At 68.8% G+C, this 14896-nt stretch carries 10 protein-coding genes; all 10 read right to left on the bottom strand.

The genetic code is table 11. From position 1 onward, the window contains the following. Positions 1–9: 9 nt before the first annotated feature. Complete coding sequence (locus JJ685_RS22165; protein WP_201676509.1) at positions 10–2424, bottom strand: adenosylcobalamin-dependent ribonucleoside-diphosphate reductase; 2415 nt, start codon at positions 2422–2424, stop codon at positions 10–12. Further along, complete coding sequence (locus JJ685_RS22160; RefSeq protein ID WP_201676508.1) at positions 2421–3635, bottom strand: NAD(P)H-dependent flavin oxidoreductase; 1215 nt, start codon at positions 3633–3635, stop codon at positions 2421–2423. The genes JJ685_RS22165 and JJ685_RS22160 overlap by 4 nt, the downstream gene beginning before the upstream one ends. Positions 3636–3739: 104 nt before the next feature. Then, the gene (locus JJ685_RS22155; protein WP_201676507.1) at positions 3740–4414 is read right to left on the bottom strand and encodes a carbonic anhydrase; all 675 of its coding nucleotides are present in this window, start codon (positions 4412–4414) and stop codon (positions 3740–3742) included. Between the two features lie 94 nt (positions 4415–4508). Then, entirely contained in the window at positions 4509–5309 is an 801-nt protein-coding gene (locus JJ685_RS22150) for a peptidylprolyl isomerase (protein WP_201676506.1), read from the bottom strand. Beyond that, the gene (narI, locus tag JJ685_RS22145; RefSeq protein WP_201676505.1) at positions 5306–6079 is read right to left on the bottom strand and encodes a respiratory nitrate reductase subunit gamma; all 774 of its coding nucleotides are present in this window, start codon (positions 6077–6079) and stop codon (positions 5306–5308) included. Before narI ends, JJ685_RS22150 begins: the two co-directional genes overlap by 4 nt. Next, a complete protein-coding gene (gene narJ / locus JJ685_RS22140; RefSeq protein WP_201676504.1) occupies positions 6076–6753 on the bottom strand; it encodes a nitrate reductase molybdenum cofactor assembly chaperone in 678 nt (225 codons plus the stop codon). Before narJ ends, narI begins: the two co-directional genes overlap by 4 nt. Beyond that, positions 6750–8285: a nitrate reductase subunit beta gene (gene narH / locus JJ685_RS22135; RefSeq protein WP_201676503.1), complete on the bottom strand. Its 1536-nt coding sequence runs from the start codon at positions 8283–8285 to the stop codon at positions 6750–6752. Before narH ends, narJ begins: the two co-directional genes overlap by 4 nt. Then, positions 8282–12064, bottom strand: a complete 3783-nt coding sequence (locus JJ685_RS22130; protein WP_201676502.1) for a nitrate reductase subunit alpha — start codon at positions 12062–12064, stop codon at positions 8282–8284. Before JJ685_RS22130 ends, narH begins: the two co-directional genes overlap by 4 nt. A gap of 19 nt (positions 12065–12083) precedes the next feature. Beyond that, positions 12084–13502 carry a NarK family nitrate/nitrite MFS transporter gene (locus tag JJ685_RS22125; protein ID WP_201676501.1) on the bottom strand — a complete coding sequence of 473 codons (1419 nt, stop codon included), beginning with the start codon at positions 13500–13502 and terminating at the stop codon, positions 12084–12086. Positions 13503–13518: 16 nt separating this feature from the next. Further along, positions 13519–14745: an MFS transporter gene (locus JJ685_RS22120; protein WP_330901821.1), complete on the bottom strand. Its 1227-nt coding sequence runs from the start codon at positions 14743–14745 to the stop codon at positions 13519–13521. Positions 14746–14896 lie beyond the last annotated feature (151 nt).

Raw genomic sequence — 14896 nt, 5'->3', positions numbered from 1 at the left:
GTGCGGCGCTCACCCGCAGGCCCCCACGTGGCCGCAGGAGGTGCAGAAGTCGCAGCCGTCCTTGCGGATCATGGCGTGCGCGCCGCACTCGGGGCACTTGGTGCCCGCCATGGTGCCGGGGGCGGCCGACACGGACGGAGGTGCCGGCGGCGTGGCCAGGGCCGCGACCGGCTCGCCGTTGCGGCGCGAGATGATGTTCTGCACCGCATAGGCGATCGCGCCGACCTCGGAGTCGTGCCACATCGGCACCGAGGTGCCGTCGGCCTTGGAGTAGGTCCCCAGGCGCACCGGCCCGCGGTCCCAGGCCACCTTGCGCATGTCCGCCAGCGCGCGGTCGAGGAAGCCGCCGCGCGCCGCCAGCGAGAGCAGGCGGAAGCTGGCCGTGATCCACTGCTGCGACTCGCCGCTCTGGCCCACCGGCATGAAGAACTCGATGGCGCGCTCGCGGCCGTCCTCCAGCGGCAGGAAGGACACGACGATGTAGAGCGTCTGCCGGCCTTGCTGCGTCCAGTACTCGACCTTCTCCGCCACCGCGGAGAGCTGGCCGTTGGGCCGCCGCGAGATCACCGCGCGCATCGGGTCGATCTTGGGCTGCGTCGCGGATTCCTGCTGCGCCTTCGCTTCGGGCGTGGTGGAGAGCACGGAACCGAGGATGTCGTTGGGACGGTAGGTCGCCAGGCCCTTCAGGCCGGCGCGCCACGCCTCCAGGTACAGGCCCTGGAAGTCCTCGTAAGGATAGTCCGCCGGCACGTTGACCGTCTTGGAGATCGCCGTGTCGACGAAGGGCTGCACCGCCTCCATCATCGCCAGGTGGTCGGCCGCGGGCATCTCCAGCGCGGAGACGAAATAGGACGGCAGGTGGGTGGTGTCGCCGCCCAGCGAACGGAACAGGCGCCACGCGTGGTCTTCCACCGTGTATTCGGTCGTGCGGCCGTCGCTCTCGCGCTTCTTGCGGTGGTAGGTCCAGGAGAAGGGCGGCTCGATGCCGTTGGAGGCGTTGTCGGCGAACGCCAGGCTGACCGTGCCGGTGGGGGCGATGGACAGCAGGTGGCTGTTGCGGATGCCGTGCTTGCGGATCAGCTTCTTCAGCGGCTCGTCGAGGCGGCTGGCGAAGGTGCCCGCTTCCAGGTACGGCTCGGCGTCGAACAGGGGGAACGCCCCCTTCTCCTTCGCCAGCTCGACCGATGCGGCATAGGCGGCGTCGCGCATGCCGCGGGCGATGCGCGCCGCCGTCTCGCGGCCTTCGGGCGCGTCGTAGCGCTGGCGCAGCATGGCCAGCGCGTTGCCGAGGCCGGTGAAGCCCACGCCGATGCGGCGCTTGGCCTGCGCTTCCAGGCGCTGCTGTTCCAGCGGCCAGAAGGTCAGGTCCAGCACGTTGTCGAGGGCGCGCACCTGCACGGCCACGGCCTGGCTGAAGGCCTCGAAATCGAAGTGCGGCGGCCCGCCGAAGCCGAAGGGATGGCGGACGAACTTCGTCAGGATGATCGGGCCGAGGTCGCAGCAGCCATAGGCGGGCAGGGGCTGCTCGCCGCAGGGATTGGTGGCGGAGATCTTCTCCGCGTAGCGCAGGTTGTTCTCGCGGTTGATCGTGTCGACGAACAGGATCCCGGGCTCGGCGAAGTCGTAGGCCGAGCGCATGATCGTGTCCCACAGCTGCTGCGCGGGCACGGACTTGTAGACCCACAGCCCGTCGCCGCGCACGTGGGCGCCCTGGGCGACCAGCGTGGCGCCGGGCCTGGCGCGGTGCACCAGCGGCCAGTCGCCGCCCGCCTGCAGCGTGCGGATGAATTCGTCGGTGACGGCCACCGACACGTTGAAGTTGTTCCAGCGGCCGGGCGTGCGCTTGGCCGTGATGAACTCCATCACGTCCGGGTGGTCGATGCGCATCACGCCCATCTGGGCGCCGCGGCGGGCGCCGGCGCTCTCCACCGTGGAGCACGAGTGGTCGAACACGTCGATGTAGCTGCAGGGGCCGGAGGCCAGCGAGCCGGTGCCCCTGACCTCGGCGCCGCGCGGGCGGATGCGCGAGAAGTCGTAGCCCACGCCGCCGCCGCGCCGCATGGTCTCGGCCGCTTCGCGCAGGGCTTCGTAGATGCCGGGGAAGCCTTCGTCGTCGCGGCCCTGGATGGCGTCGCCCACCGGCTGCACGAAGCAGTTGATCAGGGTGGCCTGCAGGTCGGTGCCGGCGGCGCTCATGATGCGGCCCGCGCCGATGGCGCCGGCCTGCATGTTCTCGAAGAAGCGCCGCTCCCATTCGGCACGCAGCGGCTCGGCCTCGACGCTGGCGAGGGCCCGGGAGACGCGGCGCAGCAGGTCGGTTTCGGTGCTTTCGCCTTCCTTCAGGTACTTCTCCCGCACCACATCGAGGCTGATGGGTTGCGGGGGCAATGCGGGGACTTCGTGGGGTGCTGGATCTCTCTTCATGCTTCCTGGAATTCAGGTGCGGTCATCATGGTAGGTGGGACCAGGTTGCCCAAAAGCCAGTTCAAAAGGTCCTGGACGGGGCGAATCTGGCTGCCGAAGGGGAGCCGGCCGGCGCCCCGGAAGAACAGGCCCTTGCGGACGTCGCCGTTGAAGGCATAGGACAGCACCTTGTCGATGCAGAACTGGCCCCAGTCGGATTTTCCATCACGCAGGCCGCATTGGGCCAGGCAGTCGAACCACATGGTGCAGTGGGGCTTTTCGTGCGCGGCCTTCTGCATGCGCTGCTCGATGCGCAGGTACTTGTCGAGCCAGGGGGTGCGCACGGCGCGGGCGGGCAGGCCGGCCACGCTGGTGAACTCGACGATGTCCTCGGGCCTGGCGCCGGCCAGCACTTCCTTGAAGGCCTGGCTGGCGTCGCTCTCGCACGTGACGGCGAAGGCGGTGCCGAGCTGCACGGCCGTGGCGCCCAGGCCCTGCAGGCGCTGGATGTCCTCGCGGCAGGAGATGCCGCCGGCGGCGATCAGGGGGATCTCGAAGCCGCTCTTGCGGAAGAACTCGCGCACCTCGGGCAGCACGACGTCGAAATCGAAGCGGCGGTCGTTCAGGTCGCCGACGCGCTGGGCGCCGAGGTGGCCGCCGGCCAGCTTCGGATGCTCGATCACGATCGCGTCGGGCAGGCGGCCCTTCTTCTCCCACTTGCGCACGATCAGCTGCACGCCGCGGGCGTCGGACAGGATCGGGATCAGCGAGGTCTTGGGGAAGTCGCGGGCCAGGTCCGGCAGGTCGAGCGGCAGGCCGGCGCCGGCCACCAGCGCGTCGGCGCCGCTTTCCAGCGCCTGGCGCACGTAGGTCTCGTACTGGTCGAGCGCGCGCATCACGTTCACGGCGATGAGGCCGCGGCCGCGCGAGATCTCGCGCGCGCGCTTGATCTCGCGGTGCAGGGCTTCCTTGTTCGCCGCGTCGATCTGCGGCTTGGCCTCGGGGCCGGTGAGCTCGCCGGTGGCTTCCATCAGGTCCGGATGCAGGCGGCGCAGGTCCACCGAGGAGATCGTGCCGATGGCGTCGAAGGATGCGACCGTGCCGGCGAGGCGCCCTGCCGAGATGCCCACGCCCATGCCGCCCTGGACGACGGGCAGCAGCGTACGGCCGCGCAAGGTCCACAGATTCAGGCCGGCGGCGCGGGCCAGTTCAGTCGCAGAGGATTTGTCCATGAATTCCACGTGTTCGGTCCGGTGAAAACCGGTACGGGAGCGGAGGCTACAGGCGTGAGCGGGCACTAACGTTGCTCCAAGTCAACTGCGCCGGGCTTTTCGGTTCAGTCGCAGAGCACCTGCCCGTCGTGCTCCACATAGTGCCGGTACGGCCCGGTTCCGGCATGCGGCGCGTCGGCGGCCGCCAGGAATCCGCCCTGCTGGGCGTCGAAAACGTGGATCTCGCCATCTTCGATGACGTAGTGCCAGCCGTGGAGGGTCAACTGGCCCGATTCCACCCGGCGCCGGACCATGGGATAGCCCATCAGCCGTTCCAGCTGCAGCACCACGGCGCGCTGTTCGGTGCGGCGCAGCGCCTCGGGGCAGGCACACACGGGCAGCACCGCCTCGTCGGCCAGCTTGAGCCAGGCCTGCAGGTTCACCGCCTCCTGCGGCGCGCCCTCGTAGCAGGCCCGGATGGCGCCGCAGTGGCTGTGGCCGCAGACCACGATGCGCTCCACCTCGAGGCTCAAGACGGCGAATTCGATGGCGGCCGTGGTGCCGTGCAGGCCGTGCGAGCCGTCGTAGGGGGGCACGAAAGCCCCCACGTTGCGGACGATGAACAGCTCGCCCGGGCCGGCGCCGGTCAGGAGGTAGGGCACCAGGCGCGAGTCGCTGCAGCCGATGAACAGGGTCTTCGGATGCTGCCCCTGCGCCACCAGGTCCTGGAAGCGCTGCTGGTGGCGCGGGAAATAGTCCGAATGGAAATGGCGCAGCCGGGTCAGCAGTTCATCGCTCATTGGAAAACCTCCCCCAGGCTCGTCCGCTGCGCGGCCTTCTCCTCCCCCCTCCGCAAGCGGAGGGGGCGAGCGCCTTCGGGCGGCCGTGCGGCGCTCACTGCACCAACGGCGAATCCGCCGCCTCGAGCTCCACCCCCTCCACCCGGGCGCGGCCGGCCAGCACGCGGATGTACTGGTGCATCGCGGTCAGGCGCGAACGCTGCGCGAGGTGGTTGGCGATGCGCTCGCGCACCTGCTCGAAAGGCAGCGGCCGCCCGGGCTCGCGCGCCAGCACGTCGAGGATGTGGAAGCCGAAGCGGCTCTGCACCAGTTTCGGCTGCAGCCCGGTGACCGCCTGCTCGAACAGCACCGTGCCGAGTTCCGGCGCGCAGTCCTGCGGCGCGAGCCAGCCCAGGTCGCCGCCCTGCGCGCTGCTGGGGCAGTTGGACAGCGCGCGGGCCCGTTCGGCGAAGAGCTCCGGCGGGGCGTCGCGGTGCGTCAGCTCCAGCAGCACCTGCTCGGCGCGCTGGGCGAGCGCGCGCACGTCCACTCCCGGCGTCACCGCGAACAGGATGTGGCGGACGTGGACCCTGCTGCCTTCCATGAAGCGCTGCGGCCGGGCGTCGTGGAAGCGGGCGCATTCCTCCTCCTGCGGCAGGCGCAGCGGCACCTCCCGTTCCAGCATGCGGTGGATGGTTGCTTCCTCCTCCGGCGCCAGCTGCGGCGCCTGCAGCACGTGGCGCTCGGGCAGCCAGCCGGTGCGCACGGCCTCCTGTCGCAGCAGCTCGGTCCAGGCCCGTTCGCGCAGCGCGGCGGGCTCGAGGGTCTCGTCCGCCGCCTGCAGCGCGATGCCGTTGATGGACGGAAGCGCCTGCGGCGCGCCACCGCAGGTGCAGGCGCCGCCGCCGCAGCTCATGCCGCCCTCCGCGGTTCGTACTCGGGAATCGCCTGCGCGCTCGGAGAGCGGGTCGTGCCGGCCGGCGCCGGCTGCCGCGGCTGGATCCTGCGCTTCGTGCGCACGACCTGGTAGGGCCGCCACACGTAGGCCAGGCTGCCGAAGCCGCTCCACACGTGCACCATGCGGGTGAAGGGGAACACCAGGAAGATCGTCATGCCCAGGACCATGTGCACCCGGAACACCCAGTTCGCCTCGGCCAGCTGTTCGGCCGCGCCGGGACGGAAGGTGACGATGCGCTGCGCCCATTCGCCGAACTTCATCATCAGCCCGCCATCGAGGTGCTGCGCCGAGGAGTGGATGGAGACGAGCCCCAGCGCCAGTTGCAGCCACAGCAGCACCAGCAGCGCGATGTCGGCCGGCCGCGAGGTGACGCGGACGCGCACGTCGGTGAGCCGCCGGTGCAGCAGGATGGACACGCCCAGGAAGCCGAGCAGGCCGAAGATGCCGCCGCTGGCCATGGCCAGCACCTGCTTGGCGCCCGGGGAGATGAAGGGCTCGTAGACGAAGTGCGGCGTCAGCAGGCCCACGGTGTGGCCCGCCAGCAGGAACAGCACGCCGACGTGGAACAGGTTGCTGCCCAGGCGCAGCTGGCCGGCGCGCAGCAGCTGCGAGGAATCGCTCTTCCAGGTGTACTGCTCGCGATCGAAGCGCAGCAGCGAGCCGAGCAGGAAGACCGCCAGGCAGATGTACGGGAAGGTCCCGAACAGGAAGGAGTCGAGGGCTTTCATGCGGGCTCTCCTTGCGCCGCCTTCCGGCGCACGATCTGGATCGGTTGCGGCTGGCCGGGCGCGGCCTGGCCGTGCTGGCTGCAGCCGCCGAAGGCCACGGGCTCTTCCCACGTGGCGTCGAGGCTTTCCTCCGGGGCGACGGGCACCGCCTCCACCTTCTGGCCGGCGAGCTCCAGCACCGCGGCGACCAGCGTCGCGTAGGCGCTTTCGCGCTGGCGCAGGGCGCTGAAGACGGCCTGCAGGATGTGCGCCATCTCGCCGAGGAAGTCCTGCGCGATCCTGGGCGGCTGGGTGGAGGCGAACTCCAGCACCACGCACAGGTGGTCGGGCAGCTCGCGCCCGCCGAGGTGCAGGCCGGCCGTCTCGTAGGTCTTGATCAGGTCCACCATCGCCGGGCCGCGGTCGCGCGAGTCGCCGTGGACGTGCTCGAACAGGTGCAGCGAGGTGCTGCGGCCGCGGTCGAACAGTTCCACGTAGCGCGACTCGACTTCCAGCGGATCGGCGGTGAGCAGGCCGACCGCGAGCGCCCGGATCTCCGCGCGTCGCGCCGCGGGCAGGGCGGCTTCGGCGTCGATGGCGGCGACGAGTTCCGGGACGACCGCGCGCACCTGCTCACTGGGATAGGACAGCAGCAGGGCCAGCGCCCGCAGGGTGTAGTGCATGGCGTGTTTCATGCCTTCTCCACCGCGATCGGGATGGTCCGCTTCTTCTTGCCGCCGAACAGGCTGGCCTCGCTGGCGCCGTCGGAGCAGCCGTTGCCGAAGGAGAAGCCGCAGCCGCCCTTCATGTCGAAGGTGTTCTCGGCGTACTCGCGGTGCGAGGACGGGATCACGAAGCGGTCCTCGTAGTTGGCGATGGCCATGATCCGGTACATGTCCTCGACCTGCGCCTCGGTCAGGCCGGTCTGGGCCAGCACCTTCGTGTCGCGCACGCCGTCGACGTGCTTGCCGCGCTGGAAGGCGCGCATGGCCAGCATGCGCTCCAGTGCGCGGATCACCGGGCCGGTCTGGCCGGCGGTCAGCAGGTTGGCCAGGTATTGCAGCGGGATGCGCAGCTCGGAGACGTCGGGCAGCTCGCCGTTGGCGCCGATCTCGCCGGCGTTCGCCGCGGCCGTGATCGGCGACAGCGGCGGCACGTACCAGACCATCGGCAGCGTGCGGTACTCGGGGTGCAGGGGCAGGGCGACCTTCCAGTCCATCGCCATCTTCCACACCGGGCTCACCTTCGCCGCCGCGAGCCAGGCCTCGGGGATGCCGTCCTTGCGGGCCTGCTCGATCACGTAGGGATCGTTGGGATCGAGGAACACGTTGAGCTGGGCCTCGTAGAGGTCCTTCTCGTCGGCCACGCTGGCCGCATGCTCGATGCGGTCGGCGTCGTAGAGCACCACGCCGAGGTAGCGGATGCGGCCCACGCAGGTCTCGGAGCAGACGGTGGGCTGGCCGGCCTCGATGCGGGGATAGCAGAAGATGCACTTCTCGGCCTTGCCGCTCTGCCAGTTGTAGTAGATCTTCTTGTAGGGGCAGCCCGAGACGCACATGCGCCAGCCGCGGCACTTGTCCTGGTCGATCAGGACGATGCCGTCCTCCTCGCGCTTGTAGATCGAGCCGGAGGGGCAGGAGGCCACGCAGGCCGGGTTGAGGCAGTGCTCGCACAGGCGCGGCAGGTACATCAGGAAGGTGTTCTCGAACTGGCCCACCATGTCCTTCTGCACCTGCTCGAAGCTGGCGAGGTTCTGGTCCTTGCCCCGCTTGGCGAACTCGCCGCCCAGGATCTCCTCCCAGTTCGGGCCCCACTCGATCTTCTCCATGCGCTGGCCGGTGATCAGGCTGCGCGGACGCGCCGTCGGCGCGGCCTTCATCACGGGCGCCGTCTGCAGGTGCTCGTAGTCGAAGGTGAAGGGCTCGTAGTAGTCGTCGATCTGCGGCAGGTTGGGGTTGGCGAAGATGCGCATCAGCAGCTTCCACTTGCCGCCCTGGCGCGGCTCGATGCTGCCGTCGGCGTTGCGCGCCCAGCCGCCCTGCCACTTGCCCTGGTTCTCCCAGTCCTTGGGGTAGCCGATGCCGGGCTTGCTCTCGACGTTGTTGAACCAGGCGTACTCCATGCCCGGGCGGGAGGTCCAGACGTTCTTGCAGGTCACCGAGCAGGTGTGGCAACCGATGCACTTGTCCAGGTTCAGGACCATCGCGATCTGCGCGCGGACTTTCATGCTTGCACTCCTTCTTCGTGGGCGCTGGCTTCGTCGTCCATCCAGTCCACCTTCTTCATCTTGCGCACCACCACGAATTCGTCGCGGTTGGTGCCGATCGTCCCGTAGTAGTTGAAGCCGTAGCTGAACTGCGCGTAGCCACCGATCATGTGCGTGGGCTTGACGACGATGCGCGTCACCGAGTTGTGGATGCCTCCCCGCGCGCCGGTGATCTCCGAACCGGGGGTGTTGATGATCTTTTCCTGCGCGTGGTACATCAGCACCATGCCGGGGTTGACGCGCTGGCTCACCACCGCGCGGGCCGTGATCGCGCCGTTCACGTTGAACAGCTCCACCCAGTCGTTGTCGGCGATGCCGGCGCGCTTCGCGTCGTCCTCCGACAGCCAGATCACCGGGCCACCCCGGTTGAGCGTGAGCATCAGCAGGTTGTCGCTGTAGGTGGAGTGGATGCCCCACTTCTGGTGCGGCGTGATGAAGTTCAGCTGGATCTCGGGATGGCCGTTCGGCTTGATCCCGGCGATCTCGCCGGTCGTCTTCAGGTCCACCGGCGGGCGGTAGCTGGAGAACTGCTCCCCGAAGGCCGTCATCCACGGGTGGTCCAGGAAGAACTGCTGGCGCCCCGTGAGGGTGCGCCATGGGATCAGCTCGTGGACGTTGGTGTAGCCCGCGTTGTACGAGACCTTCTCGCTCTCCAGCCCGCTCCAGGTCGGCGAGGAGATGATCTTGCGCGGCTGTGCCTGCACGTCGCGGAAGCGGATCTTCTCGTCCTCGCGGTGCAGCGCCAGGTGGGTGTGGTCGCGGCCGGTGGCCTTGCCCAGCGCCTCCCAGGCCTTGACGGCGACGTGGCCGTTGGTCTCGGGAGCCAGCTGCAGGATCACCTCGCAGGCGTCGATGTCGCTCTGGATCTTCGGCAGGCCCTGGGTGGGGCCGGCCTCCGGCACCGTGCCATTGAGCTGCGCCAGCTGCTCCACTTCGTCCTGGGTGTTCCAGGCGATGCCCTTGCCGCCGTTGCCGGCCTTGGCCAGCAGGGGGCCCAGCGCGGTGAAGCGCTTGTAGACGTTCGGATAGTCGCGCTCGACCACCGCGATGCTGGGCGCGGTCTTGCCGGGGATCAGGTCGCAGTCGCCGTGCTTCCAGTCGGCCACGCCGGTGGGCTGGGCCAGTTCGGCGGGGGTGTCGTGCATCAGCGGCGACAGCACCACTTCCTTCTCCACGCCGAGGTGGCCTTCGGCCAGTTCGCTGAACTTCTTCGCGAAGCCCTTGTAGATCTCCCAGTCGCTGCGCGCTTCCCAGGCCGGGTCCACCGCCGTCGACAGCGGGTGGATGAAGGGATGCATGTCGCTGGTGTTGAGGTCGTTCTTCTCGTACCAGGTGGCCGTGGGCAGCACGATGTCCGAGTAGAGGCAGGTGGTGGACATGCGGAAGTCCAGCGTGACCACCAGGTCCAGCTTGCCTTCCGGTGCCTTCGCATGCCACACCACTTCCTTCGGCTTGGCCTCGTCGCGGCCCAGGTCCTTGCCCTGCACGCCGTGCGAGGTGCCCAGCAGGTGCTTGAGGAAGTACTCGTGGCCCTTGCCCGAGGAGCCCAGGATGTTGGAGCGCCAAACGAACATGTTGCGCGGCCAGTTGGCCGGGTGATCCGGGTCCTCGCAGGACATCTTCAGCTTGCCGGACTTGAGCGACTGGACGACGTACTCCTTGACATCGCCGCCGCCCGCGTCCTTCACCACCTGCAGCGGGTTGGTCTGCAGCTGCGGCGCGGAGGGCAGCCAGCCCATGCGCTCGGCGCGCACGTTGTAGTCGATCAGGCTGCCGTTGAACTGCTTGGGGTCGGCCAGCGGCGACAGTACCTCCTCCACGCCCAGCTTCTCGTAGCGCCACTGGTCGGTGTGGGCGTAGAAGAAGGAGGTGGAGTTCATCTGCCGCGGCGGGCGGATCCAGTCCAGCGCGAAGGCCAGGGCCGTCCAGCCGGTCTGCGGCCGCAGCTTCTCCTGGCCCACGTAGTGGGCCCAGCCGCCGCCGGACTGGCCGATGCAGCCGCACAGCATCAGCATGTTGATGACGCCGCGGTAGTTCATGTCGGCGTGGTACCAGTGGTTCATGGCGGCGCCGATGATCACCATCGAGCGGCCCCGGGTGCGGTCGGCGTTGTCGGCGAACTGGCGCGCCACCGTGATCGCCTGCTGGCGCGGCACGCCGGTGATCTTCTCCTGCCACGCGGGCGTGTAGGGAACGTCCTCGTCGTAGTTCGCGGCGGCGTACTCGCCGGGCAGGCCGCGGGCGACGCCGTACTGCCCCGCCTGCAGGTCGAACACGGTGGCGACCGTCGCGTAGCGTTCCTCGCCCGCCTTGCCCAGCCTGATGCGCTGGACCGGCACGGTGCGCACCAGCACATTGCCATGCTCGCTGGCGGTGAAGTGCTCGTGGGCGATGCCGCCGAAGTAGGGGAAGGCCACCTTCGCGCTCTGCGCGTCGGCGTTGTCACCCTCCAGCACCGAGAGCTTCAGCTTGACGTCGGCATTGCCCCGGGCTTCCTTCGCCTCGAGGTTCCACTGGCCGGCGTCGGGGCGGCCGTCGGGGCCCCAGCGGAAGCCGATCGCGCCCTTGGGCACGACCACCTTGCCGGCCTCGTCGAAGGCCAGCGTCTTCCACTCGGGGTTGTTCGACTGGCCCAGCTTGCCGTTGAAGTCGGAGGCGCGCAGGTAGCGGTCGGGTACCAGCGCGGTCTCGCCGGAAGGCAGCTGCTGCTCCTTCATCAGGACCAGCATGGGCAGGTCGGTATAGCGGCGCGCGTAGTCGTCGAAGTACGCCGAGCGCCGGTCGAAGTAGAACTCCTTCAGGATCACGTGGCCCATGGCCATCGCGAGCGCCGCGTCCGTGCCCTGCTTGGGGTGCATCCACAGGTCGGCCAGCTTGGCGACCTCGGAGTAGTCGGGCGTGACGGCGACGGTCTTGGTGCCCTTGTAGCGGACCTCGGTGAAGAAGTGGGCGTCGGGCGTGCGGGTCTGCGGGACGTTGGAGCCCCAGGCGATGATGTAGTTGCTGTTGTACCAGTCGGCCGATTCCGGCACGTCGGTCTGTTCGCCCCAGATCTGCGGCGAGGAGGGCGGCAGGTCGCAGTACCAGTCGTAGAAGGACATGCACACCCCGCCGATCAGCGACAGGTAGCGCGAGCCGGCGGCGTAGCTGACCATGGACATCGCCGGGATCGGCGAGAAGCCGATGATGCGGTCCGGCCCGTGGCGGCCGATCGTGTGGATGTTGGCCGCCGCAATGAGCTCGTTGACTTCGTCCCAGCTCGAACGCACGAAGCCGCCGAGGCCGCGCACCTGCTGCCAGCTGCGGCGCGCGCTGTCGTCGCCGACGATCCGGGCCCAGGCCGCCACCGGCGGCAGCGTGCGGCGCGCCTCGCGCCACAGCTTCAGCAGGCGGCCGCGCACCAGCGGGTACTTCACGCGGTTGGCGGAATAGAGGTACCAGCTGTAGCTGGCGCCGCGGGCGCAACCGCGCGGCTCGTGGTTGGGCATGTCCCAGCGGGTGCGGGGATAGTCCGTCTGCTGGGTCTCCCAGGTGACGATGCCTCCCTTCACGTAGATCTTCCACGAGCAGGAGCCCGTGCAGTTCACGCCGTGGGTGCTGCGCACGATCTTGTCGTGGGCCCAGCGGTCCCGGTAGGCCTGCTCCCAGCTGCGATCTTCGTTGGTGGTCTGGCCGTGGCCCTCCGCGAAGGGTTCGCGCGGTTGCGCGAACCAGGTGAGGCGGTCGAGGAAATGGCTCATTTTTGTCTTCCCAGGTTGATCAGCAAGGCATCTCGGCGCCCTTGCGCGCGTAGTACCACCAGGTGACGGCGATGCACAGGAGGTAGAAGCCCACGAACACCATCAGGGCCGCTTCCGGGCCGCCGGTCAGCGTGATGGAGGTGCCGTAGCTCTTGGGGATGAAGAAGCCGCCGTAGGCCGCGAAGGCCGCGGTGAAGCCCAGGGTGGCGGCGCCTTCGGTGTTGCCTTCCTTGGTGGCGCGGGCGACGGCGTCGCGGTCGTACCGGTTCACGCCGCGCAGCGCCTGGCTCAGGAAGATCACCGGGATCATGCGGAAGGTGGAGCCGTTGCCGATGCCCGTGGTGAGGAACAGCAGCAGGAACATGACGAAGAAGCCGGCGAAGTTGCCGCCCTGGCCGTTCACCGGCAGGAAGTACAGCACGCCGACCACCGCGCAGGCCATCACGACGAAGTTCCAGAGGGTCACGCGGGCGCCGCCGAGCTTGTCGGACAGCCAGCCGCCGAAGGGGCGGATCACGGCGCCGACCAGGGGGCCCATCCAGGCGTAGGCGAGCGGGTTGACGCCCGGGAACTGGCTCTTGATCAGGAGCGGGAAGCCGGCGGCGTAGCCGATGAAGGAGCCGAAGGTCCCGAGGTACAGCACGCACATCAGCCACGTGTGCTTGCGGCCGAAGATGGTGGCCTGGGTGGCGAAGGAGGCCTTGGCGTCGGCGATGTCGTTCATGCCGAACCACGCCGTCACCGAGGCCAGCAGGATGAAGGGCACCCAGATGAAGGCGGCGTTCTGCGTCCACACCTTCACGGTCTCGCCGTTCTTGACGATCGTCTGCGCGTCGCCGCCGAAGATGCCGAACACGCCGGCCGTGATCACGAGCGGGCTGAGGAACTGCACCACCGAGACGCCCAGGTTGCCGAGGCCGGCGTTCACGCCCAGCGCCGAGCCCTTGCGCTCCTTCGGGAAGAAGAAGCTGATGTTGGCCATGCTGGAGCTGAAGTTGCCGCCGCCCAGGCCGCACAGCAGCGCGAGCGTCAGCATCGTGGGATAGCTGGTGCTGCTGTCCTGCACCGCCATGCCGATGCCGATGGCGGGGATCAGCAGCGAGGCGGTGGAGATCGCCGTCCAGCGCCGCCCGCCCACCAGCGGCACGATGAAGGAGTAGAAGATGCGCAGCGTGGCGCCGGAGAGCGCGGGCGCCGCGGCCAGCCAGAACAGCTGGTTGGTCGAATACTTGAAGCCCAGGGCCGGCAGGCCGACGGCGACGACGCTCCAGACCTGCCAGACGGCGAAGGCGAGGAACAGCGCGGGCACGCTGATCCACAGGTTGATCTTGGCGATGGCCTCGCCCTCGCGCTCCCAGAACGCCTTGTCCTCGGGAGTCCAGATGGTCAGGGTGCGTCCCGGCCGCGAGAGCGGGACGGTGGTGGTGCCGAATGCCATGGACAGGCTCCTGGAGTCAGTGATGGAAGGAAGGGGAAGCGGGCGCGTGCTCGCCCAGCACCTCGGTCTTGCGCACCTCGGTGAAGTACATCCAGATCAGGGAGACCCACACGACGCCGTACATCAGCATGAAGGCGCTGGAGCGCACGCCGGTGAGGTCCATGAGGGCGCCGAACATGATCGGCAGCAGGAATCCGCCCAGGCCGCCGGCCAGGCCGACGATGCCGGAGATGGCGCCGATGTTGTGCGGGTAGTCGTCGCTGATGTACTTGAAGACGCTGGCCTTGCCGAACGCCCAGGCGATGCCCAGGACGAACATCAGCGCGGTGAATCCGTAGACGTTCAGGCCGATGTGGAAGCTCTTCGCGCCTTCGACGGTGAAGATGGTCAGGTCGGTCTGCGGATACGACAGCAAGAACAGGCAGATCCAGCTGACCCACATGACCCACCAGGTCATCTGGTGCGCGCCGTACTTGTCGGACAGCCAGCCGCCGATGGCGCGCAGCACGCCGCCGGGCAGCGAGAAGCAGGCCGCCAGCAGGGCGGCGACGCGGATGTCGAGGCCGAACTCGCCGACGTAGTACTGCACCATCCACAGCGACAGGGCCACGTAGCCGCCGAACACGATGCTGTAGTACTGGCAGTAGCGCAGCACCTTCGGGTCCTTCAGCGCGCGCAGCTGGTCGCGGAAGGTGACGGTGCTGGGCACCAGGTGCTGCGGGTTGCTGAAGCTGAACATGCAGAACAGGACCACCATGCCCAGCATCACGGCCGCATAGACCTGCGGCACCGCCTGCCAGCCGAACGCGACGAGCAGCGCCGGGGCGACGAACTTGTTGACCGCGGCGCCGGAGTTGCCCGCGCCGTACACGCCCATCGCGAAGCCCTGGCGGCTCTTCGGGAACCAGCGCGCGACGTAGGGCGTTCCGACCGAGAAGGAGCCGCCGGCGAGGCCGACGAACAGGCCGATCGCCAGGAAGTGCCAGAACTGGGTGGCGTAGGCCATCAGCCAGATCGCCGGCACGGTGAGGGCCATCAGGGCGGCCAGCACGATGCGGCCGCCGAAGCGGTCGGTCCAGATGCCCAGCGGCACGCGGATCAGCGAGCCGGTGAGCACGGGAGTGGCGGTGAGCAGGCCGAACTCGGTGGCGCTGAGGTTCAGCGCCTTCTTGATCGGGATGCCGATGACGCCGAACATCATCCACACCATGAAGCACACGGTGAAGGACAGGGTGCTGACCACGAGGACCGACCACGCCTGGCGGGTGGCCGAGGGCGCCGCGCGCGAGACGACGGCAGGTGCGTCGGCGGAGAGGGTTGCGCTGGACAAGATGGGCTCCGTTGGTTGTGCTTGTCGACACCATCACTGTGGTCGCGCAGGGCGACTCGGAACA

Source organism: Ramlibacter monticola (genome assembly GCF_016722785.1).
Taxonomy (GTDB): Bacteria; Pseudomonadota; Gammaproteobacteria; order Burkholderiales; family Burkholderiaceae_C; genus Ramlibacter; species Ramlibacter monticola.
This window is presented reverse-complemented; position numbering and strand designations above follow the sequence as displayed.

Excerpts from the sequence above, each read along its gene's own strand:
- JJ685_RS22165 (WP_201676509.1), bottom strand. The coding sequence starts at position 2,424 with ATGAAGAGAGATCCAGCACCCCACGAAGTCCCCGCATTGCCCCCGCAA.
- JJ685_RS22160 (WP_201676508.1), bottom strand. The coding sequence starts at position 3,635 with ATGGACAAATCCTCTGCGACTGAACTGGCCCGCGCCGCCGGCCTGAAT.
- JJ685_RS22155 (WP_201676507.1), bottom strand. The coding sequence starts at position 4,414 with ATGAGCGATGAACTGCTGACCCGGCTGCGCCATTTCCATTCGGACTAT.
- JJ685_RS22150 (WP_201676506.1), bottom strand. The coding sequence starts at position 5,309 with ATGAGCTGCGGCGGCGGCGCCTGCACCTGCGGTGGCGCGCCGCAGGCG.
- narI (WP_201676505.1), bottom strand. The coding sequence starts at position 6,079 with ATGAAAGCCCTCGACTCCTTCCTGTTCGGGACCTTCCCGTACATCTGC.
- narJ (WP_201676504.1), bottom strand. The coding sequence starts at position 6,753 with ATGAAACACGCCATGCACTACACCCTGCGGGCGCTGGCCCTGCTGCTG.
- narH (WP_201676503.1), bottom strand. The coding sequence starts at position 8,285 with ATGAAAGTCCGCGCGCAGATCGCGATGGTCCTGAACCTGGACAAGTGC.
- JJ685_RS22130 (WP_201676502.1), bottom strand. The coding sequence starts at position 12,064 with ATGAGCCATTTCCTCGACCGCCTCACCTGGTTCGCGCAACCGCGCGAA.
- JJ685_RS22125 (WP_201676501.1), bottom strand. The coding sequence starts at position 13,502 with ATGGCATTCGGCACCACCACCGTCCCGCTCTCGCGGCCGGGACGCACC.